Source organism: Pseudonocardia yunnanensis, assembly GCF_039534065.1.
GTDB lineage: Bacteria > Actinomycetota > Actinomycetes > Mycobacteriales > Pseudonocardiaceae > Pseudonocardia > Pseudonocardia yunnanensis.
In genome coordinates, this window is the sequence record NZ_BAAAUS010000027.1 from 230611 (window position 1) to 251145 (window position 20535).

Annotated in this window: 22 protein-coding genes; 11 read left to right on the forward strand and 11 right to left on the reverse strand. The window is 72.4% G+C overall.

The window, feature by feature from the left end; translation table 11 throughout:
* Window positions 1-214 precede the first annotated feature (214 nt).
* Entirely contained in the window at window positions 215-973 is a 759-nt protein-coding gene (locus ABD743_RS25810) for a glucose 1-dehydrogenase (protein ID WP_344724797.1), read from the forward strand.
* A gap of 24 nt (window positions 974-997) precedes the next feature.
* Here ABD743_RS25810 and ABD743_RS25815 read toward each other — a convergent pair whose 3' ends face one another.
* From ABD743_RS25815 to ABD743_RS25835, 5 genes are all read right to left on the reverse strand, one after another.
* Entirely contained in the window at window positions 998-1672 is a 675-nt protein-coding gene (locus ABD743_RS25815) for a DUF1707 SHOCT-like domain-containing protein (protein WP_344724798.1), read from the reverse strand.
* Between the two features lie 46 nt (window positions 1673-1718).
* Window positions 1719-2042: a nuclear transport factor 2 family protein gene (locus ABD743_RS25820; RefSeq protein ID WP_344724799.1), complete on the reverse strand. Its 324-nt coding sequence runs from the start codon at window positions 2040-2042 to the stop codon at window positions 1719-1721.
* A 98-nt stretch (window positions 2043-2140) separates the two neighbouring features.
* A complete protein-coding gene (locus ABD743_RS25825) occupies window positions 2141-3040 on the reverse strand; it encodes a LysR family transcriptional regulator (protein WP_344724800.1) in 900 nt (299 codons plus the stop codon).
* A 51-nt stretch (window positions 3041-3091) separates the two neighbouring features.
* Complete coding sequence (locus ABD743_RS25830) at window positions 3092-3982, reverse strand: ABC transporter substrate-binding protein (RefSeq protein WP_344724801.1); 891 nt, start codon at window positions 3980-3982, stop codon at window positions 3092-3094.
* A 141-nt stretch (window positions 3983-4123) separates the two neighbouring features.
* The gene (locus ABD743_RS25835) at window positions 4124-5257 is read right to left on the reverse strand and encodes a VIT1/CCC1 transporter family protein (RefSeq protein ID WP_344724802.1); all 1134 of its coding nucleotides are present in this window, start codon (window positions 5255-5257) and stop codon (window positions 4124-4126) included.
* Window positions 5258-5665: 408 nt separating this feature from the next.
* On the opposite strand from ABD743_RS25835, the gene ABD743_RS25840 reads away from it, so the two are divergent.
* The 10 genes from ABD743_RS25840 (at window position 5666) to ABD743_RS25885 (ending at window position 14006) form a co-directional block, all read left to right on the forward strand.
* Complete coding sequence (locus ABD743_RS25840; protein ID WP_344724803.1) at window positions 5666-5797, forward strand: hypothetical protein; 132 nt, start codon at window positions 5666-5668, stop codon at window positions 5795-5797.
* Between the two features lie 112 nt (window positions 5798-5909).
* Window positions 5910-6785 (forward strand): alpha/beta fold hydrolase, encoded by an 876-nt coding sequence (locus ABD743_RS25845; RefSeq protein WP_344724805.1) that lies wholly within the window; start codon window positions 5910-5912, stop codon window positions 6783-6785.
* Between the two features lie 12 nt (window positions 6786-6797).
* Window positions 6798-8312, forward strand: coding sequence for an ABC transporter substrate-binding protein (locus ABD743_RS25850; protein ID WP_344724806.1), 1515 nt, complete (start codon window positions 6798-6800; stop codon window positions 8310-8312).
* A 10-nt stretch (window positions 8313-8322) separates the two neighbouring features.
* Window positions 8323-9273 carry an ABC transporter permease gene (locus tag ABD743_RS25855; RefSeq protein ID WP_344724807.1) on the forward strand — a complete coding sequence of 317 codons (951 nt, stop codon included), beginning with the start codon at window positions 8323-8325 and terminating at the stop codon, window positions 9271-9273.
* Window positions 9270-10118 carry an ABC transporter permease gene (locus ABD743_RS25860; protein ID WP_344724808.1) on the forward strand — a complete coding sequence of 283 codons (849 nt, stop codon included), beginning with the start codon at window positions 9270-9272 and terminating at the stop codon, window positions 10116-10118. The genes ABD743_RS25855 and ABD743_RS25860 overlap by 4 nt, the downstream gene beginning before the upstream one ends.
* Window positions 10115-10945: an ATP-binding cassette domain-containing protein gene (locus tag ABD743_RS25865; RefSeq protein ID WP_344724809.1), complete on the forward strand. Its 831-nt coding sequence runs from the start codon at window positions 10115-10117 to the stop codon at window positions 10943-10945. Before ABD743_RS25860 ends, ABD743_RS25865 begins: the two co-directional genes overlap by 4 nt.
* 80 nt (window positions 10946-11025) lie before the next feature.
* Window positions 11026-11781 (forward strand): ABC transporter ATP-binding protein, encoded by a 756-nt coding sequence (locus ABD743_RS25870; RefSeq protein WP_344724966.1) that lies wholly within the window; start codon window positions 11026-11028, stop codon window positions 11779-11781.
* Complete coding sequence (locus ABD743_RS25875; RefSeq protein ID WP_344724810.1) at window positions 11778-12869, forward strand: P1 family peptidase; 1092 nt, start codon at window positions 11778-11780, stop codon at window positions 12867-12869. The genes ABD743_RS25870 and ABD743_RS25875 overlap by 4 nt, the downstream gene beginning before the upstream one ends.
* 119 nt (window positions 12870-12988) lie before the next feature.
* Window positions 12989-13741 (forward strand): dienelactone hydrolase family protein, encoded by a 753-nt coding sequence (locus ABD743_RS25880; protein ID WP_344724811.1) that lies wholly within the window; start codon window positions 12989-12991, stop codon window positions 13739-13741.
* 7 nt (window positions 13742-13748) lie between these two features.
* The gene (locus ABD743_RS25885) at window positions 13749-14006 is read left to right on the forward strand and encodes a DUF6295 family protein (protein ID WP_241035476.1); all 258 of its coding nucleotides are present in this window, start codon (window positions 13749-13751) and stop codon (window positions 14004-14006) included.
* 70 nt (window positions 14007-14076) lie between these two features.
* On the opposite strand, the gene ABD743_RS25890 is transcribed toward ABD743_RS25885, so the two are convergent.
* From ABD743_RS25890 to ABD743_RS25915, 6 genes are all read right to left on the reverse strand, one after another.
* Window positions 14077-15198, reverse strand: a complete 1122-nt coding sequence (locus ABD743_RS25890) for an NDMA-dependent alcohol dehydrogenase (protein WP_344724812.1) — start codon at window positions 15196-15198, stop codon at window positions 14077-14079.
* A gap of 76 nt (window positions 15199-15274) precedes the next feature.
* Window positions 15275-16495, reverse strand: a complete 1221-nt coding sequence (locus ABD743_RS25895) for an MFS transporter (protein ID WP_344724813.1) — start codon at window positions 16493-16495, stop codon at window positions 15275-15277.
* Entirely contained in the window at window positions 16488-17843 is a 1356-nt protein-coding gene (locus tag ABD743_RS25900; RefSeq protein WP_344724814.1) for an LLM class flavin-dependent oxidoreductase, read from the reverse strand. The genes ABD743_RS25895 and ABD743_RS25900 overlap by 8 nt, the downstream gene beginning before the upstream one ends.
* Window positions 17840-18595 carry an ABC transporter ATP-binding protein gene (locus ABD743_RS25905; protein ID WP_344724815.1) on the reverse strand — a complete coding sequence of 252 codons (756 nt, stop codon included), beginning with the start codon at window positions 18593-18595 and terminating at the stop codon, window positions 17840-17842. The genes ABD743_RS25900 and ABD743_RS25905 overlap by 4 nt, the downstream gene beginning before the upstream one ends.
* Window positions 18571-19437 (reverse strand): ABC transporter permease, encoded by an 867-nt coding sequence (locus ABD743_RS25910; protein ID WP_344724816.1) that lies wholly within the window; start codon window positions 19435-19437, stop codon window positions 18571-18573. The genes ABD743_RS25905 and ABD743_RS25910 overlap by 25 nt, the downstream gene beginning before the upstream one ends.
* Window positions 19434-20516, reverse strand: coding sequence for an ABC transporter substrate-binding protein (locus tag ABD743_RS25915; RefSeq protein ID WP_344724817.1), 1083 nt, complete (start codon window positions 20514-20516; stop codon window positions 19434-19436). The genes ABD743_RS25910 and ABD743_RS25915 overlap by 4 nt, the downstream gene beginning before the upstream one ends.
* Between the last annotated feature and the right edge of the window lie 19 nt (window positions 20517-20535).

Sequence of the window (20535 nt, forward strand, 5' to 3'; positions counted from 1 at the left end):
CGGAATCGTAGCCGCCGGGGCGCCGCGGCCGTCTCAGGGCGTGCCGACGCTTCCCCTGGTCGGGTGAGGCGTTGCACGAATCACCACGGAATCGCGCGCTGAACCGCTCCCGCGACCCCCACCGGCCGGTTGATCCTGGCTGTGCCATGGTCCGCGCCGTCGCGACCTGCATCGGCCGGACCCGGCGACGACGAACGTCCAGGGAGGCAGCGCGATGGGGTCGATGACCGGCAGGGCGGGAGTGGTGACGGGGGCGGCGAGCGGGATCGGGCGCGCCACCGCGATCCGGGCGGCGCAGGAGGGCGCGCGGGTGCTCGTCGCGGACCTCGAGTCGGCGCGGGTGGGGGGCGAGGAGACCGTCAAGATCATCCGTGATGCCGGCGGCGAGGCCGATTTCCAGGCATGTGACGTGTCGCGGGCCGCCGACCACGAGGCGCTCGTCGCAGGCGTGCTCGACCGTTTCGGGTCACTCGACTTCGCCCACAACAACGCGGGGATCCCCGGCGGTGGCCGGCTCCTGGCCGACGTCGAGGACGAGGACTTCGATCGCGTCATCGCCGTGAACCTGCGCGGGGTGTTCCTCGGGATGAAGCACCAGATCCGCCAGATGCTGCGCGGGGGAGGGGGCTCGATCGTGAACACCGCCTCCAACGCCGGACTGCGCGGCGTGAAGCGGCTCGGGCCCTACACCGCGGCGAAGCACGGCCTGGTCGGCCTCACCAAGAACGCGGCGGTCGAGTACGCCGAGGACCACATCCGCGTCAACGCGGTCGCTCCGGGCACGATCATGACGGGTTTCGCGCGCGGGGCGACGCCCGAGCGGCTGGCGCAGATCATGAAGCCGCAGGCGATGCAGCGCATCGGCGAGGCCGAGGAGGTCGCGGCGGCCGTGGTCTGGCTCCTGTCCGACGACGCGTCGTTCGTGACGGGTGTGACGCTCCCGGTCGACGCCGGTTCGGTGGCGGGCTGGTAGGGGGAACGGTCCTACGGTGCGGCTCTAGTCGTCATCGTCGGAGTCGTCGTCGGAGTCGTCGTGCCGGTTGCGGTCCCGGTCGCGGTCGATGACGGCCGCGCGGTCGAACTCGCTCTGCCGCATGATCGAGACGCTGCCGAACGCGCCGTCGGCCTCCACCGCCACCTCTCGGAGGTAGGGGCCGGTACGGCAGGCCTCGTTGCAGTTGGTGCTGCCGAAGATGACAGTTCCGGACGGCCGCACGCTCACGTCGTCCGGAACGATGACGCGGAGGCTGCCGAACATCATGCCGACCTCGACCCGCTGCTGGTCGCTGCCGACGTTCACCGTCCTGCTGCCGAAGACGGAGGCGCCGTCGTCGGCGGAGAGAACCTGGATGCCGACGAAGATGCCGCCGCCGATCACCGCCGCGGTGACCAGCCCGCCGATGGCCCGGCCGACCAGCCCTGAGTCCGGCGTGGCCGGGGCGTCGGGAGCGGCCGTCTCGAGAGCGACGGTCGGCTCGGACGGGGGTGGCTCGGGCAGGTCCAGGGTGAGTGCGTTCAGCTCGCTGCGGGTGCGTGCTGCCCAGCAGAGCGCGGCCCGCTCGTCGTACTCGGCGAGCGTCAGCATCCCGTCGGCCAACGCCTCCTGCAGGCGGGCGTCCACCTCCCGCCGCTCGCGGTCGCCGATGCGCATCTCGGGCGGGGGTGGTTCCACCAGGCCATCCTGACGGGTCGGACCCTCACGTGGCGAGTACGGTCCCTCAGGCGCGAATCGTCATCCGGGTGACCAGGTCGTCCTGCACCCGGAACGAGAAGTGGCTCGGCCCGTTGAACCCGTCGCCGCCGACCTGGGCGGTCACCGTCACGACGCCGTCCTCGTCGACGACCTCGGTCGGCGTGAGCGAGACCCGCACCCCGATGAACTCGGCGTCGCTCCACGAGCGGATCCGCGACCGGCCGCGGAACTCCCGCCCCCAGTCGTCCACCACGCCTTCGGGGGTGAAGCCGCTCAGGAAGGCCTCGATGTCACCGCTGTTGGCGGCATCGAGCAGCGTGCGGACGGGGGCGGGAATGGGGGTGCTCACGTCTGCTCCGTTCAGCGGGCCGGTGTCGTACCGGCTCCATGATGGTCAGGCACTCCCGGCGCCGCTTCGGCCGTCCCCTCGATGGGGCCGAATGGCGGTCAGGGTGCCGACAGCTTGCGCAACCAGGCTGCGAGCTCGTCCGTCGTGCTCGACCCCGGCTGGTCGCTGCGCCGCACGAGACCGGCCTGCACCGTGGTCGGTCGGCCCTCCACGTCGAGAAGCGCGAAATCGGCGCATACCGCCTCACGGGCGTGGTCGGGGATGAACGTGGCCAGCACACCGAGCCCGGCGGCGGTGGCGAGGAAGCGGGTCTGCATGCCGTCGACCTCGATCACGGAGTGGTCGCCGGTGAGCCCGAACTCGCGGAGCACCTCACGGTAGAAGCTCTCCTCGACGCCGATGAACGGCGCCGTGATCAAACCCGCTTCGGCGATGTCGCACACCCTGATGGCATGCCGGCCGGCCAGTGGGTGGTCGCGGGATGCGACGAAGGTCAGCCGCAGGTCGTGGAGGAACTCGAACTCCGCATCGGTCGGCAGGTGCCAGCGCATGACGTAGGCGAGGTCGAGCTGGCCGTCCACCACGGCCTGTGCCTCCCGGGGGCTGTGCCCGAACCGCACGGACAACTGCGTGCCCTCGTGCCTGCGGCTGAACGGCCCGATCACGTCCTCGAAGAAGTACTTCTGCTCGAACGCCATGCTCACCCCCAGCCGGACGCGACCTCGTCGCCCGTTCCTGAGATCTCCCAGCGAGTCCTGCAGGCGGTGCTGTTCCGTCAGCATCACCAGTGCGGCCCGGTAGACCTCCCGGCCGGCGGCGGTGAGGTGGATTCCGCGGTCCCGGTACTGCAGGAGCTCGGCGCCGCAGACGCGCTCCAGCTCACTGACGTGACGGGAGACCGAGGGTTGAGCCAGGTTCAGCCGGCGGGCGGCGGCGGAGTAGCCGTTGCGGTCCACGACGGTGACGAAGACCTGCAGACGGAACAGATCCAGGTTCACGACCCGTTCTCCCTCCCCGCCGGTGCCCCCCGCCGGCTCTGTCCGTGCCTGTCAGACCAGGACGACGCTCGCGTAGGCGGAGTCCTTCCCGGGTGCGACCTCCAGGAGACCGTGCTCGTGCATCCACTGCTGCGTCACGTCGTACATCTCCCGCGTGTACGGCTCGAACACGATGCGCTCGCCCGACCCGAAGCGGCGGACGTCGACGAGGGCCGCGATGTCCTCGGGCAGCTCGCGGGTCCAGTACTGCAGGTACCGCTGAGGATGCAGGTCGATGGCCACCTGCGCCTTCTGCAGGGCCCGGAAGTATTTCTTCGTGTCGTCCAGGTCGGCGTCGGGGGCGATGAGGAAGCCGATCGCGAAGGTGGCGTCGGCAAGCTTGCGATACCCGAGCTGCTCGGCCACGTAGCACTGCGCGCCGAACAGGCTCGCGGCCTGCGCCTCCCCGCGCAGGAGCCGGCGCAGCCGGTCGTTCGGCAGGCCCATGAACGACAGCGAGATCTGCTCGAAGGGGATGAACGGCTCGAGCGCCTGAATCGTGGAGTAGTGGCTGCCGGAGTGGTAGCCCACTGCCACCTCCACGCCGGCGAGGTCGTCGGGGCGGTGCAGGTCGGAGTCGGGCGGGACGAAGACACCCGAGGGCGTGATCGAGTAGGCGTGGCCCCACATCTTGCCCACACCGGTGGCGGCCACCGCGTTCACGGCCCAGTGGCACGCGGCCGACACGTCACAGGCGCGCTCGCTCGACATGTCCTCGAATGCGCCCTTGCGAACCTCGACCGGGACGCTGTCGGCGGAGCGCACCGCCGAGGTGGTGTAGGCGCCGCTGGACAGGCCGTCGGCCTGGAACTCGTAGTCCAGCCCCTCTGCCGCGAAGTAGCCGTGCTCCTGCGCGACCCACTCCTGCAGCCGGGTGTGGGGCTGGATCGTGAATTTACCCATCGTGTCCGTTTCCCCTCGATGCGTCGATCGGATTCTCCAGATCGACGCTAAGGTCGCACCGGTCTGCCGACAATGCGCTGCGGTCGATAGCGGTATCGGGCCTTTCTATAGTGCCGCCGCAGAGCAGCGCAGGTGGGACGGTCAGCCCACGGCTGCGCCGACCAGCAGGCCCAGAACGTAGGTCGTAGCGGCGGCGCCCATCCCGATCGCGAGTTGGCGCAACGCGCGTCGCAACGGGGGACCGCCGGACAACACGCCCACGGTGGCGCCGGTGAGCATCAGGGCGAGCCCGACGAGGATCCCCGCGACGATGAGCGCCGGCGCGCCGCCCAGCCCGAACAGGAACGGGATGACCGGCACCGCGGCTCCCGAGGCGAAGAAGCAGAAGCTCGACAGCGCCGCGCTCCATCCGGTGCCGACCACGTCGTGGCCGCCGTCGTCCGCCCCGTCCGGCCCTCCCAGCGACTGTGGGTCGCCGCTGCGCAGCACAGCGGCAGCGCGACGGTCGGCCTCCGCGGCAGGCACCCCTCGCGCGCGGTAGACGAGCGCGAGCTCGTTGGCGTTCACGTCGAGCTCACGCAGCAGGGCATGCGCGTCGCGGACGTCGGGGGAGGAGGCGGCGAGCAGCTCGCGCTGCGACCGCACGGACACGTACTCCCCTGCGCCCATCGACAGGGCTCCGGCCAGCAGTCCGGCCACACCGGTGAGCACGATGGTGCTGGGGGATGCGCCACCGCCGATCACACCGAGCACGAGAGCGAAGTTACTGACCAGCCCGTCGTTCGCGCCGAAGACAGCGGCCCGGAACGTACCCGAGACGCGTGCGCGGCCGCGCGCGGCGAGGCCGCGAACGACCTCCTCGTGGACCCTCTCGTCGGCGGCCATGGCGGCCGTGGCGTCGGCGTCGGACCGGTAGGGCGACCGCGTCTCGGCGCGCTGCGCGAGCGCCAGGACGAACACCGAGCCGAACCGCCGGGCCAGGAACGCGAGCAGGCGCATCCGGGCGGCCCCGCGGCGGACCCTCCCGGCCTCGTCGCCGAGCAGCCGTTTCCAGTGTGCGGCGTGTCGCTCCTCGGCCTCGGCGAGCCCGAGCAGGATCTGCCGTTCCTCCCCGGTGCGGCGGGTGGCGAGGTCGCGGTAGACCTTCGCCTCCTCCCGCTCGTCCGCCAGCCGACGGCGCCAGCGGCGCACAGCCGACGGTGCGGGTGCCCTGGTGGCCGGATCCGGTCCATCCGGCCCACGGTTCTCCGACCCTCGGGACGATGGGGTAGCCACGGGCCCATCCTCCCTGACCAGACCGGGTGTGGCGGGGTGGCGGAGCGGCGCTGCGGACGGGCGTGATCGTCCCTGTGCCTACCGACGGTGACGGTCCACACGTCCGAGGACGAGTGTCCACTGTTCGTGGGCGGTGTGACCTGAGGCAGGCGCCGACCGGCGCGGTCGCCGGGCCGCGGCGCGGCATGGATCACATCACGCGCCGGGGTACGGCCGTGGTCGCCGGCGCGTCGGCGTGGTTACATCCCTTCATGACCTCGGCCGGCGGAATGTCTGGCGCGCCCCTCGATCCTTTCGGGGTCGGTCGCCGAGGGGATCAGTTCGATCGGTCCAGCGACTGATTCCCGCCGTCTGCCCCGTGGTCCGCGGGCAGGCGAACCGCCACCGTTTCCCTGCCGAGGTTGCCCTATGACAGTGAGCCCCGACCCGGACGCCGACCTGCGCGCGGCCTCCGGGAGGAACGTGCTGGTGACCTGGCTGCGCTCACATGCCCGGGTGGCAGAAAGATGGAGGGCCGACGTGCCGGCCCGGCGCGCGTGACGAGCACGCCGGCCGGGGCGTCAGCAGGCTGGTCCTTTGCCACTCGACCGGTGCGTCGTAAGCCATCGGCGGCGCCGACGAGGCAGGACAGAGCGCAACGGGGGAGATCGGCATGATCAGAGGGTGGCTGACCGGTCGCCGGGGCCACATCCACGTCCGGCGGTGGGTGCCCTGTGTCCAGCCGTCGGCTGTGCTGATGCTGCTGCACGGTCTCGGTGAGCACAGTGGCCAGTACGCCCCGCTCGCCGAGGCCGCGGCCGAAGCGGGCATCGAGACCTGGGCGCTCGACCACGCCGGGCACGGCTTCAGTGACGGCGAGCGCATGCTCGTCGAGCGCATCGACGATCTCGTGGCCGACGCGGAGACACTGCTCGGACGCATCACGGGGGCCCGGCCCCGGGTGCCGGTGGTGGTGGCCGGGCACTCGCTCGGGGCAGCGGTGGCCACGCTGCTGGTCGGGGAGATCCGCACAGGGGCGGCCCGCCCGGGGATCGGGGCCGCGGCCCGGCCCACCGACCCCGCCGCCGACATCGCGGGCCTGGTCCTCGCCGATTCCTCGCTGCTCGACGGAGCGCGGGGAGTCACCGCGCCGGCGGCGTCCGACCGGCACCCGGTGCAGGCGAGCAAGGACCACTCCGCGGTGGTGCGCATCCCTGAACAGGCCCGACGGCTGCGGGAGGACCCATCGGCGTGCGAGGGTGGGCTGCGGCCACAGACACTCGCGGCGCTCGCCGCGGCCGCTGCGCGCACTCGCGCGCTGGTCACCGACGGGGCACTCGACCACGTCCCGGTGCTGCTGCTGCACAGTGCGGAGGATGACATCGCGCCCGCATCGGACGCCGTCGCCGTGGCCGACCTGCTGCCGCGGGCGCGGGTCGTCGTGTACCCGCACGTTCGGCACGACGTCCTGCACGAGCTAGACCGGGCCGACGTCCACGCCGAGCTGCTGCGGTTCGTCGCCACCGTCACGTCCGTCCCGACCCGGTAAGGAGAGACCCCGATGCGGGTCAGACGACTCGTTCCCCTGCTGCTCGCTGTGGCGGTGCTCGTGGCGGGCTGCGGTGGCGAGGAGCCCGGTGGTGGCGGCGGCGCGGCCGCCGACACCACGCTCGACGTGCGGCTCGTGCTGGAACCGACCAGCCTGGACATCACCACCGTCGCGGGCGTGGCCCTTCCCCAGCTGCTGCTGGACAACGTCTACCAAGGGTTGCTCACCCGAGACAGCCACGGCACGATCGCACCTCTGCTCGCCGAGCGGTCCGACACCTCGGCCGACGGACTGACCTACACGTTCCGGCTGCGCGACGGCCTGACCTTCGCCGACGGCTCTCCGCTCACCTCCGCCGACGTCGTGTGGTCCTACCGGAACGTGATCGCGCCGGGCTCGAAGAACCCGAACAGAGCGGACTTCGCGGCGGTCAGCGACATCAGCGCACCCGATGCGGAAACGGTGGTGATCACACTCCGGCAACGGGACGCCAACTTCACCTACGGGCTCACCAATCGGGCCGGGGTGGTGCTGAAGCGGGGAACTGACCCCGCGACCCTCGCCGACACGACGAACGGGAGCGGACCGTTCGTGGTCCGATCCTGGCAGCGCGGGTCGTCGATCACGTTGGCGCGCAACGAGCACTACTGGGGCGAACCTGCGCAGCTCGCCACGGTGGTGCTGCACTACATCCCCGACACGACAGCGGCCAACAACGCGCAGCTCACCGGCGAGACCGACGTGATGACGGGCCCGGAGGCGACGTTGCTGGCGCCGTTCCAGGACAACCCGGACTTCACCGTGGCCGAGGGCGTCACGAGCGACAAGTTCGCGCTGGGCATCAACAACAGCCGTGGCGCGCTCGCCGACGCCCGGGTACGGCACGCGATCAGGCAGGCGATCGACAAGGACGGGTTGATCCGCGTGGCTCAGGCCGGCAAGGGGCAGCGGATCGGGAGCGCTGTGGCACCGACCGATCCGTGGTTCGACCCAAGCCTCACCGCGATCGACCCGTACGACCCCCCTGCGGCCCGGGCGCTGCTCGCCCAGGCCGGCTACGCGGGCGGGCTGGACCTGAACCTCGTGGTGCCGAACATCTACAACTCCGTGATCGGCGAGTACGTGGCCTCGCAGCTCGGCCAGGTGGGGATCCGGGTGCGCTTCGAGCCCGTGGAGTTCCCGACCTGGCTCGACCGCGTCTACACCAAGGCGGACTACGACCTGTCGATCGTCGACCACGCCGAAGCGCGTGACATCGCGACCTACGCCAACCCGGCCTACTACTGGCGCTACTCCGACATGCAGGTGCAGGAGTGGGCCGCCCAGGCAGCCACGGCGCCGAGCGACGGAGAGCGCGACGAGCTGTATCGGAAGGTCGCACGGAAGATCTCCGAGGACGCCGCGAGCGACTGGCTCTTCACCTCGAGCGGTCTCGTCGTGCTCCGGAAGGGCGTCACCGGGTTCCCCACCAGGGAGACGAACTCGCGGCTCGACCTCGCGCGCGTGTCGGCGACGCCCGCGCAGTAGCGAGACAGTGGTGACGGTGTTCCTCGTACGTCGCACGGCGCTGTTCGTCGCGTCACTGCTCGCCGCGAGCGTGCTGATCTTCCTGCTGCTCCGCCTGCTGTCCGGCGACATCGCGCAGGTGATCGCCGGGATGCAGGCGACACCCGCGCAGGTTGCGCAGCTGCGTCACGAGCTCGGCACCGACCGGCCGCTGCCCGTGCAGTACGCCGCCTGGATCGGGGGTGTGCTAGCCGGAGACTTCGGCACCTCCGCTCTGAGCGGGGTGTCGGTATCGGCGGAGCTGGGCGCGAAGCTGGCCGTCACCGGGCCGCTGGTCGCTGCGGCGATGCTGCTGTCGCTGCTCGTGGCGGTGCCGCTGGGGGTGCTCGCGGCGGTGGCGCACCGTCGGGGGCTCGGCGTCGTGATCTCGGTGGGGAGCCAGCTCGGCATCGCGCTGCCCACGCTGTGGGTGGGCCTCGTGCTCGCGATCGTGTTCGCGGTGTGGCTGCGCTGGCTGCCCGCACAGGGGTTTCCCGTCGCAGGGTGGGAACAGCCCGGCCGCGCGCTCCGCAGCCTGATCCTGCCGGCCGTCACGCTGGCGCTGGCCGAGGGCGCGGTGCTGCTGCGGTTCGTCCGGTCGGCGACGCTCGGCGTGCTGCACCAGGACTTCCTGCGCACGGCCAGAGCCACCGGCCTGACCAAGGCCGGGGCACTGCTGCGGCACGGGCTGCGCAACGCGGCGCTGCCGGTGGTGTCGATCCTCGGGCTGCAGGTCGCTGCGTTGCTGGTGGGCGCGGTGGTGGTGGAGGCGGTGTTCGCGCTGCCCGGGGTGGGGCAGATGCTGCTCGCCGACGTCGGCAACCGTGATCTCGTGAAGGTGCAGGGCGAGGTGCTGCTGCTCACCGCCGCCGTGCTCACCATCGGCTTCCTCGTGGACCTCGCCCATCGCCTGATCGATCCCCGCCTGCGGGTGCCCAGGTGAGTGTTCTACGCAGGCCGACGGGGCTCCTGGGCGCCGTCGTCGTGGCACTGTTGCTTCTCACCGCGCTGGTATCGCTGGTCTGGACGCCGTTCGACCCGACGCTCGTGGACCCGTCCTCGCCATGGCTTCCGCCGCTGTCGGGCGCGCACCTGCTCGGCACCGACGGCAGTGGCCGCGACCTCGCGAGCCAGCTGCTCGCGGGCGCGCAGATCACGGCGTTCACGGCGGTGACCGCCACGGTGGTGGCCGGGGTCGTCGGAGTGGGACTCGCCGTGCTCGCCGCCGTTCCCCGCCGTGGCGGTGAGCTGGTCGCGCACCTGATCGACGTCCTGGTGGCGCTGCCGACGTTGTTGCTCGCGATGGTGCTGGCCGCCGGTTACGGCGGCTCGGTGGGCACGGCGGTGGTGGCCATCGGCATCGGCGCAGGCGTGAACGTGGCCAGGGTGGCGCGCGCCGAGATGACCTCGGTGCTCGGCACCGACTACGTGCTGGCCGCCCGGGTGGCCGGCGCGGGCACCGCGCGCATCGTCCGCAGGCATGTGCTGCCGAACGTCGCGCCGGTGCTCGTCGTGCAGCTCTCGCTCGTGCTGGCGCTGGCGGTGCTCGCCGAGGCGGCGCTGTCCTACCTCGGGTTCGGCACACCGCCGCCCACGCCGTCCTGGGGACGGATGCTGCAGGACCTCCAGCAGTACGTCACCGTGTACCCGCTCGTGGTCATCTGGCCCGGCCTGTCGATCGCCCTCGTCGTGCTGGGCTTCACCTCGCTCGGCGACGCCCTGCGTGAGGCGATCGACCCGCGGCTGCGGCTCCCGGGGCGGGCGGCCGCTGCTGAGGTGCAGTCGTGACGGCCCTGCTGGAGATCGAGAACCTGACGATCCGGCTGGGCGGCCGGACACTCGTGAACGACGTGTCGCTGCGCCTCGACGCGGGGGAGCGGCTCGGGCTGATCGGCGCATCCGGGTCGGGAAAGTCGCTCACTGCGCTCGCCGCGATCGGGTTGTTGCCCGAGGGCGCGAGCGTCACCGGCAGCATCCGCTTCGACGGGAGGGAGCTGGCCGGCCGCTCCGACCGCGAGCTCGCGCAGGTGCGCGGCTCCCGGATCGGGATGGTGTTCCAGGAGCCGGCGACGGCACTGGACCCACTGATGCGGGTCGGGGCGCAGATCGCCGGGCCGGTGCGCAGGCTCACCGGCGCCACGCGGTCCGCGGCCGCTCGCCGCGCCGTCGAGCTGGCCGCGAGCGTGGGGCTTCCCGACCCGGAGGTGCTCGTGCGCGCCTACCCGCATCAGCTCTCGGGCGGCCAGCGACAGCGCGTGGGTATCGCGATCGCGCTCGCCGGCGGCCCTGACCTGCTGATCGCCGACGAGCCCACCACCGCGCTCGACGTCACCGTGCAGGCCGAGGTGCTTCGCCTGCTCGACGACCTGGTGCGCCGGCGGGGCACGGCCCTGCTGTTCATCAGCCACGATCTCGCCGTGGTGGCGCAGGTGGCGAGGCGGGTGGCGGTGCTGGCCGACGGGCGGTTGCGTGAGCACGGAGCGGTGGAACAGGTCCTGCACCACCCGCGCGACCCGGTGACCCGGGCGATGCTGGAGGCGGCGTGGCGGACGAGCTGGCACGCCCCGGCAGCTCAGGCTGCCCAGCCGGTAGTGGCGGAGTCGGCGCAGCCGTGAGCGACCTGAGCGGCCTATCCGACGCCGCGGTGGACCGCGAGGTGCTGCTGCGCGCCGAGGCGCTGCACCGGACCTATCCGCTGCCCCGGCAGCGGCTGTTCGGCCCGTGGCCGGTGCGGCACGCCCTGCGCGGGGTCGGCCTCGAGCTCGCCGAGGGCGGCAGCATCGGGATCGTCGGAGAATCGGGGTCGGGCAAGTCCACGCTGGTGCGGCTGTTGCTCGCGCTGGACCGGGCCGACTCGGGAACGGTGACCTACCGCGGCAGGCCCGTGAGCCCGGGAAGGCCCCGGACGCTGCGCTGGTTCCGTCGCGAGGTGCAGATGGTGCCGCAGGACCCGTTCACCTCGCTCGACCCGCGGATGCGGGTGGCCGACATCCTCGCCGAACCGCTGGAGTGCCTCGACGTACCCGGCGACCACGCGGCCCTGGTCACCGAGCTGCTCGGGGCCGTCGGACTGATCGCGGCGACGGCCAAGGACCGGTACCCGCACGAGTTCTCGGGCGGTCAGCGGCAGCGGATCGCGATCGCCCGCGCGCTCGCTCCCGGCCCCCGCGTGCTGGTCGGGGACGAGCCGCTCTCGGCGCTCGACGTCACCGTGCGCGAGCAGGTGATGGACCTGCTGCGGGGCCTCGCCACCGACCTCGGCCTGGCGCTGGTTCTCGTCTCGCACGACATCGGCGTGGTGCACCGGCTGTGTGAGCAGATCGTGGTGCTGCACGAGGGAGTGATCGTGGAGCGCGGCCGCACCGCCGACGTGCTCGCCTCACCCGCGGACCCCTACACACGGCGGTTGCTCGCCGCCGTGCCGCAGCTGCCCGAGCGGGAGACGGTATGAACATCAGCGTGCCGTTCACCGCGCCCGTTCCCGGGCCCCACAACGCGATCACGGACGTTCCCGGAGTCCGTGTCGGCCACGTCACACGCATCGGCGACGGGTTCCTCACCGGCACCACCGTCGTGCTGCTACCCCCGTCCGGGGCCCCGGCGGCGGTCGAGGTGGTCGGTGGCGGCCCGGCGACCCGCGACACCGCCGCGCTGGACCTCCGGTCGGGTGGCGCCGTCGCTCATGCCGTGGTGCTCACGGGCGGGAGTGCGTACGGGCTGTCGGCGGCGGGCGGAACGCTGGACTGGCTCGCCGCCCACTGCCGTGGGGCACGAGCGCTGAACGCTGCGTCGGACGTCCTGGTCCCGCTGGTTCCTGCGGCGGCGCTGTACGACCTCGGGCGCGGAGGGACGTTCACCGCCCGGCCGGACGCCGCGTTCGGCCGCGACGCCGCGCAGGCCGCGGCGGACTCACCGCCGTTCTCCCCGGTCGAGCAGGGATGCGTGGGGGCCGGCACCGGAGCCGTCTCCGCCGAGATGAAGGGCGGGCTCGGCACAGCCAGCAGCGTGCTCGCGGGCGGCACGGTCGTCGGGGCGCTCGTGGCCGTCAACGCGCACGGTTCCACCCTCGACCAGGCAACCGGGCTGCCGCTCGCCCTCGATGCCGGGGCCGACGGGGAGTTCGCACTCGCCCGACCTTCCGCCGCTGAACACGCGGCGGCGCAGCGCAGGCTCGCCGAGCCCGCCCGGGGGCGGACCGGCCTCGACCTTCCCAACACAGTGATCGGCGTGGTCGCCACGGATGCTCCGCTCGACCCCGCTGCCCTGCGCCGGGTGGCCGCCGCCGGGCAACGCGGGATGGCGCGCGCGGTGTCCCCGGCCCATGGGATGACCGACGGGGACACCGTGTTCGCGCTCTCGGTGCCCGGATCAGCGATCACCGCCGCCGACCCGCCCGCCGCAGTGCTGGCCGCGGCCGAGGCGGCGTTCGCCCGCGCGATGGTGCACGCCGTGTTGCATGCGGAGTCGGTGGTGACGCCGTTCGGCCACATCGCCTCCTACCGCGAGCTCTACCCGCACGCCACGGCCGGGCCGGCCTGACGCGCGTTCATGTAGCGGACGAGAGACCTCCGCAACGCGGCAGTCGACCACGGCGGTATGAAGGGGACCGTGACCCGGCGTCCCTGCCGGGACCGCGACGATCGAGGGAGAAGTGCTCCGTGCGCTATGACGCCGTGCTCGCCGAAACGGTGGGCATCCTGGGTGCCGGCAACGACGAGATCGAGGCCTACGCGGCCCGTCCCATGGACGGCGCGAGCCGTGGTGGCGTGCTGGTGATCCACCACATGCCCGGTTACGACCGCGAGAGCAAGGAGATCGTGCGGCGGTTCGCCGTCATGGGCTACAACGCCATCTGCCCGAACCTCTACAGCCGTGAGGCCCCTGGCGCGGACCCCGACGACGCCGCGGCCGCCGCGCGCGCCAGCGGCGGGGTGCCCGATGCCCGGTTCGTGGGCGACGCCGCGGGTGCGGTGCGCTGGCTGCGCGCCCTGCCGACCTCCAACGGCAAGGTCGGCACCATCGGCTACTGCTCCGGAGGGCGCCAGGCGTTCCTCACCGCCCTTGAGCTCGACATCCAGGGTGCCGTCGACTGCTACGGGGCGTTCGTCGTCGGCACGCCGCCGGAAGGCTTCCCGCTGCAGGTGGCGCCGCTCGCCGACCGGGTGGCCGAGGTGCGCGCCCCGGTTCTCGGGCTGTTCGGCAACGAGGACTCCTACCCCTCGCCCGACCAGGTCGACGAGCTGGAGAAGCTGATGCAGACGAACGGGAAGGAGTACGAGTTCCACCGCTACGACGACGCCGGGCACGCGTTCTTCTCCGTCGACCGGCCGGCCTACCGCCCGGCGGCGGCGGCCGACGGGTGGCAGCGGGTGGAGGCCTTCTTCGCGAAGAACCTGTCCGGGAAGGACTGAGCCCGCCATGTGCACGTACAGCACCGAGAAGATCGACGTCGCGGCCAGCAGCGGGAAGGGACCGGACGGCTGGTTCCCACTGCGGACGGCGACGGTCTACTACGACCACCCCGTGCACGCGCCGGACGCGCACACCGTGAACATCGACTTCCTCAACCCGGAGCGCGGCCCTGCGGCGCGGGTGGCCGTGGAGCTGAGCCTCGACTCGGCCCGCGCCCTGCTCGAAGCGCTGCAGGTCACCGTGGAGCGCGCCAAGCACCACTGACCGCGGTCCACACGTTCGGTGCGGTCCTCGCAGAGCCCCTGGATCTGCGAGGGCCGCACGCGGCGCGCGCTCAGCCGCCCAGCGTGAGGACGCCGCGGATGTTCTTGCCGTCGAGCAGGTCGCGGTAGCCGTCGTTGATCTGGTCGAGGGAGTAGCGCCGGGTGATCAGCTCGTCGAGCCGCAGGTCGCCCGCCCGGTAGAGGCCGAGCAGCCGGGGGATGTCGTAGAGCGGGTTGCACCCCCCGAACAGGGCGCCCTGCACCTGCCGCTGGTAGGCGACGATCATGGCGTCGTAGGCGACGATCTGGGGCTCGCCGTGGCGCCCCAGCGCCGTGACGGTGACCCGTCCGTCCTTGCCGATGACGCCGATGGCGTTGCCGACGACCTTCTCGTCGTTCACTCCGACCGTGATGATGGCGTGGTCGGCGTACTGGCCCCGGGTGGCGGTCTTGACGAACTCCCGGGCGTACTGCGGGTCGGTGAAGGTGTGGGTGGCACCCACCTCGCGCGCCTTCTCCAGCTTGAACTCGACCGGGTCGACCACGACGACGTGCTCGGCACCGGCGTGGGCGGCGCCCTGCACCGCGTTGATGCCCACGCCGCCGCAGCCGAAGATCACCACGGTCTGCCCGGCCTGCACCCCGGCGGCGTAGACGGCGCTTCCCCAGCCGGTGGGGACGCCGCAGCTCACGAGCGCCGCGACGTCGAACGGGATGTCGTCGTCGAGCTTCACGCAGGAGAATTCGCTGACCACCACACGCTCGGAGAAGGCGCCGACCGCGCACATCCCGCCGACGTCACGACCGTCGGGGCTGTGGAACCGGAAGGTGTCGTCCTGCAGCATGCCGCTCACGGCGTTGCGGCCGGCGTCACAGAGGTTCTGCCGCCCGGTCGAGCAGTAGCGGCAGGTGCCGCAGACGGGGATGAAGGAGCACACGACGCGGTCGCCCACCCCGACACGGCGCACCCCGGCGCCGACCTGCTCCACCACGCCGGCGGCCTCGTGCCCGCCGACCATCGGGTAGCGGACGGGCATGTCGCCGGTGCGGACGTGGTCGTCGGAGTGGCACAGGCCTGCCGCCTCGATGCGGATCAGTACCTCGCCGTCCTTCGGGTCGTCGAGGTCGAGCTCGACGACGTCCCACTGCTGGCCGGCCTCCCACATGACGGCGGCGCGCGTGGTGGTGGGCATGAGCAACTCCAGGAATACGGTCGGTGGAACCGGGGCCCGAGGAACGATCAACTCTCGTCCCCCGACGGTAGCCCGATCAGCCCGGCCGGGGTCCGGGGAGCCGTTTGGGCACCCACCGGGCCATCACTCCTGCCCCCACGGCGGCGAGGCCACCCATCGACAGGGCTGCGGCACCGAGTGCGGCCGCCGCGCTCACCACCGCGATCGCGGCCGGACCGGCGAGCATCCCGAGGTCGTGACACAGTCGCCAGGCGCCGAGGAACTCGGCTCGAGCGTCCGCGGGTGCGGCGTCGGCGCCGAGGGTCATGATCACCCCGTTGCTCAGCCCGTTGCCGACCCCCATCAGCAGAGTGACGGCGCCGAGTGTCACCGCGGTGGTCGCCAACGGCAGCGCGACGTGGGCGGCCGCGAACACCAGCAGCGAGGCGACCGCCACCCCGCGCCGTCCGCGCCGGTCCATGAGGCGCCCGGCGGGGTAGGACAACGCGACGTCGATCGCGGCCCCGATCCCGAACAGCAGGCTCGTCGACACCGCGTCCAGGCCGATGTGGTCGGCCCAGAGCGGCAGCACGGCGGTGCGCGACGCCCGTGCGGCTCCCATCAGCAGGGCCCCGACGCCCAACGTGCGCAGCACGCGGCTGTGAGTCGTGACGACCGTCCGCAGCGAGATCCCCGGCCGCCGCCCGCGCCCGCCGGGCTCGTCCGGACCGTGCTCGAGCCGCGGGAGGCCCGCCATCAGGGCGCCGGACGCGACCACCGCCACCAACTGCACCAGGAAGCCCCCGCGGGTACCGACGAAGTGCACCACCGCGGCGCCGAGGAACGGGCCGAGCAGGAACCCCAATCGCGACAGACCGGCCATCGCCGACAGCGCCCGCGCCCGCATCGCCTCGGGCACGGCGTCGATGACGTAGGACTGCCGGGCCAGCCCCCACACCGCGCTGGCCACCCCGAACAGCCCGACGCCGACGCCGAGCAGCACCACCGACGGCGCCACGAGGCTCAGCGCGACGCCGATCAGCCCGACGGCGCTGCCGAGCAGCACGGCGTTGCGCTCACCGAGCCGTGCCACGATCCGCCCGGCGGGGAGGTCACCGAGCACCTGGCCCAGCCCGAGCAGCGCGACGATCACCCCCGCAGCGGCCACCGAGCCACCGAGCTCGCGGGCGCTCAGCGCCACCACCGGTGCGGCGGCGCCCTGCCCGATCCCGAACACCGCGGCCGGCAGGAACGCGGGGACGACGAGCCGGCGCAGCGGCCGGTCCGCGGTGACCGGGGTGGGAGACGGGCTATGCACTGACCGCTGATGCGGTGATCCGGCCGGTCGGTCGGGGGAGTCCGAAGTGGTCGCGCAGGGTATGGCCCGTGTACTCGGTGCGGAACAGCCCGCGGTCACGCAGGATGGGCACCACGGCCTCGGCGAAGATCGTCAAGCCGCCAGGATAGTACGGCGGCATCACGTTGAAGCCGTCCGCCGCGTTCGACCGGAACCATTCCTCGATCGTGTCGGCGACCTGTTCCGGCGTGCCGGCGAACACGCGGTGGCCCCGTGCCCCGGCCAACCGGTGCAGCAGCCCGCGCACCGTCGGCCGTTCCCGCTCGACGATGCCCGCCACCACCTGCAGGCGGCTGCGCCCGTTGTCCGTGACGTCCCCGGCCCCGGCGAAGAGCGCCGGTGGCACGGGTGCATCGAGGTCGAGGTGGTTCAGCGACGCGCCGGTGATCCGTTCGAGCTGGAGCAGCCCGTACGCCGGCACCGTGAGCTCGTTGAACTCACGTTCCAGGGCCCGCGCCGCCGTCTCGGTGCCGGCGATGAAGGGGCTGATCCCGGGCAGGATCTTCACGTCCTCCGGCCGGCGGCCGAAGCTTGCGGCCCTGGCCTTGATGTCGGCGTAGAAGGCCTGGGCGTCGGCCAGCCGCTGGTGCGCCGTGAAGATCGCCTCGGCGTACCGGCCCGCGAAGGCGCGCCCGTCGTTGGACGCACCGGCCTGTACGAGCACCGGGTGCCCCTGGGGCGGGCGTGGCTGGTTGAACGGGCCCCGCACGCGTACGTACTCGCCCGCGTGACCGATCTCGTGGATCTTGCTCGCGTCGGCGTAGATCCCCGCTTCGCGGTCGAGGACGACCGCGTCGTCCTCCCAGCTGTCCCACAGCGCGATCACGGCGTCGACGAACTCCCGGGCACGCGCGTACCGCTCGGCATGCGGAGGGTGGGCGTCGAGGCCGAAGTTGGCTGCCGCGGCGTCGTTGCCGGTGGTGACGATGTTCCAGCCGGCCCGGCCACCGGAGATGTGGTCGAGCGAGCCGAACAGCCGCGCGAGGTTGTACGGCTCGTAGTACGTGGTCGAGGCGGTGGCGATGAGCCCGATGCGCTCGGTGGCCGCGGCGATCGCCGTGAGGAGGGTGATCGGTTCCAGCCGGCCCACCGCGTTGTGCGCGACGTCACCCTGCAGTGCCGGCCCGTCGGCGAAGAACACCGCGTCGAGGGTGGCGGCCTCGGCGGTTCGGGCGATCTCCTGGTAGTAGGACGCGTCGTAGATCCGTTCCGCAGCGCTCGCGGGGTGCCGCCAGGCCGCCTCGTGGTGCCCCGCGGGGTAGATGAACGCGTTGAGGCTCAGCTGACGCCGGTGCTCACGGTCGCTCACCTGTCCACCCCCAGCGCCGCGAGCAGGAACTCCCGGTGGGCGATGAACGCGGGGTCGCGGTGGGTCCGCGGCCGGTCGAGGCCGATCGCCCGGTCCACGGCGATCCTTCCGCGGTCGAGCACCAGCACCCGGTCGGCGAGCGACACGGCCTCGTCGACGTCGTGCGTGACCAGCAGCACCGCGGGCCGGTGCCGATCGTAGAGCTCACGCAGCAGCGCGTGCATCCGGATCCGGGTGAGGGCGTCGAGCGCCCCGAAGGGCTCGTCGGCGAGCAGCAGGGCGGGCTCACGGACGAGCGAGCGGGCCAGCGCGACCCGTTGCTGCTCGCCTCCCGAGAGCTCGTTCGGCCAGGCCCGCTCGCGCCCGGACAGGCCGACCTCGTCGAGCGCCGCGCTTCCGCGCCTGCGCGCATCGGGACCACCGAGGCCGAGCACGACGTTGTCGAGCACGCGCGCCCACGGCAGCAGCCGTGAGTCCTGGAACACCACCGCGCGCTCGGCGGGCACCCGCAGTTCGCCCGAACCCGCGACGCCGTCGTCGAGCTCCGCGAGGGCACGCAGGAGGGTGGACTTGCCCGACCCGCTGCGCCCGAGGAGCGCCACGAACTCGCCCGCCGTGATGTCCAGGTCGACGTCGTCGAGCACCGTCCGCCCGTCGAACCCGCGGGTCAGGCCGCGCGCCCGCACCGCGGGCGACACCGCCGGGCCGACCGCTCCCGGCAGGCTCGTCAGCTGCCCAGCGTCCGTCGCCATGACAACGCCCTCCTCTCGACGGCGCGGACCAGCGTGTCTCCCACCAGCCCGAAGGCGGCGTAGACGACCAGCCCGACGACGATGATCTCGGTCTGCCCGTAGGTGCGGGCCTGTGTCATCAGATAGCCGATGCCGCTGGTCGCGTTCACCTGCTCGACCACGACCAGCGCGATCCACGAGATCGTCACGGAGAGCCGCAGCCCCGTGAAGAAGCCCGGCAGTGCGCCCGGCAGCGCCACGCGGCGGATGAACTCCGCGCGGGAGAGCCCGACGGTCTCGGCGAGCTCGACGTACCGGTGGTCGACGCCGCGCAGCGCCGCATGGGTGTTGATGTACACCGGAACGAAGACGCTCGCGGCGATCATGATGATCTTCATCTCCTCGCCGATCCCGAACCAGATGATCGCGAGCGGGATGAGGGCCAGCGTCGGGACGGCACGCTTGATCTGCACCGGCCCGTCGATGAGCGCCTCGCCGACGCGGCTCAGCCCCGCGGCGAGCGCGAGCGCCACACCGATCCCGACGCCGAGCACGAGCGAGATCCCGGCGCGCTGCACGGACGTGAGGAGGTTGCTCTGCAACCTGCCGTCGGCGATCAGCTCGCCGAACGTCGTGACGACCGTCCACGGCGCGGAGAGGGTCTGCGGGTCGAGAAGCCCGGTCGCGGAGGTGACGACCCAGGCCAGCAGGAGCAGCACCGGGCCGAGGGCGAGCCCGCCCGGAACGGCCCGCCCGGGCCCGAGCCTGCGGCCGTGCCGGATCCGGTGAGCCAGCCGCGGGTCATCCGCGGCCTCGCCGTGGCGGCCGCGCTCGCGGGGCCGGGAGACCGACAGCTGGGTCATGACGCCCCTGCCGGTCCGTAGGCGGCGCCGACGGCCGGCACCGTGGTCGTCACGACCTGGTCGAAGCGCAGGTCGAAGCCGTCGCTCGCGCGCACCTGCTTCGGGAGCTCCCCGGCGCGGTCGATCACGTCGATCGTCTCCTGCTGGCGCTGCACCACCGCGGCGTCGAGGCGGGGGAACGTGATCTGCCCCAGCGAGTCGACGATCCGCTGCCCGTCGGCCTGGCTGATGCCCTGGTTCTCCACGTAGTACTGCTGCACCCACTCGGCCGGATGCTCGTTGATCCACTGCTGCGAGCGGATGTAGTGGTCGACGTAGGCACGCAGCGCCGCTGCCTTCGCCGGGTCCTCCAAGGCCTCGCGGCGTGCATAGAGATAGTTCAGCCCGGAGGAGGTGTCGGCCGTCTCCGCCGGGTCGATCACACCGCCGCCGCGCGGCCCGGCCTCGGTGAGGAACCGGGTCAGCCGCGGCTCGTTCAGCGGAGCGACGTCCACCTGCCCGGTGCGGACGGCGTCGTTGAAGTCGCCCAGCTGCAGCCGGACGAGCTCGACGTCGGACGTCCGCAGTCCGGCCTTCTCCAGCGCCCTCAGCACGATCACCTGTTGTGCGGTGCCCTCGGCGTAGGCGATCTTCGCTCCCCGCAGGTCGGCGAGCTTGCGGATGTTCTTGCCGGGCGTGACGGCGAGCTGCGTGCTCGACGGGTCGGTCTGGCGGGCCAGGATGATCGGGACGTCCTCACCGGCGGCGAGGGCCTGGATGGGCGGCGTGTCACCGACGCTGGCCACGTCGGCGGCGCCCGCTCGGAACGCCTCGAGGATCGCCGGGCCGCCGGTGAAGTTGGCGAACTGCGCGGTGAAGGGCAGCTTCTCGAGCTCTCCCGACGCCCGCAGCGCCACTTGCTGGGCCTCGGCCTGGTCGGCGATGACGAGGGTGGTGCCTGCGGGGACGTCGGTCGGCAGGGGGGCGTCGGCGGCGAGCCCGCCGCCGGCCGGGGTGGTGGTGGCGCAGGCCGCGACCACCACCGCGGCGAGTACGGCCGCGGTGGTGGCGAGCGTGCGTCGGGAACGGGAGGTGCTCACGGGTCCTCGGTCTCGGTGT

Coding starts and splice junctions, on each gene's coding strand:
- ABD743_RS25810 (WP_344724797.1), top strand. CDS start 215: ATGGGGTCGATGACCGGCAGGGCGGGAGTGGTGACGGGGGCGGCGAGC.
- ABD743_RS25830 (WP_344724801.1), bottom strand. CDS start 3,982: ATGGGTAAATTCACGATCCAGCCCCACACCCGGCTGCAGGAGTGGGTC.
- ABD743_RS25840 (WP_344724803.1), top strand. CDS start 5,666: ATGACAGTGAGCCCCGACCCGGACGCCGACCTGCGCGCGGCCTCCGGG.
- ABD743_RS25845 (WP_344724805.1), top strand. CDS start 5,910: ATGATCAGAGGGTGGCTGACCGGTCGCCGGGGCCACATCCACGTCCGG.
- ABD743_RS25850 (WP_344724806.1), top strand. CDS start 6,798: ATGCGGGTCAGACGACTCGTTCCCCTGCTGCTCGCTGTGGCGGTGCTC.
- ABD743_RS25875 (WP_344724810.1), top strand. CDS start 11,778: ATGAACATCAGCGTGCCGTTCACCGCGCCCGTTCCCGGGCCCCACAAC.
- ABD743_RS25885 (WP_241035476.1), top strand. CDS start 13,749: ATGTGCACGTACAGCACCGAGAAGATCGACGTCGCGGCCAGCAGCGGG.
- ABD743_RS25890 (WP_344724812.1), bottom strand. CDS start 15,198: ATGCCCACCACCACGCGCGCCGCCGTCATGTGGGAGGCCGGCCAGCAG.
- ABD743_RS25905 (WP_344724815.1), bottom strand. CDS start 18,595: ATGGCGACGGACGCTGGGCAGCTGACGAGCCTGCCGGGAGCGGTCGGC.
- ABD743_RS25910 (WP_344724816.1), bottom strand. CDS start 19,437: ATGACCCAGCTGTCGGTCTCCCGGCCCCGCGAGCGCGGCCGCCACGGC.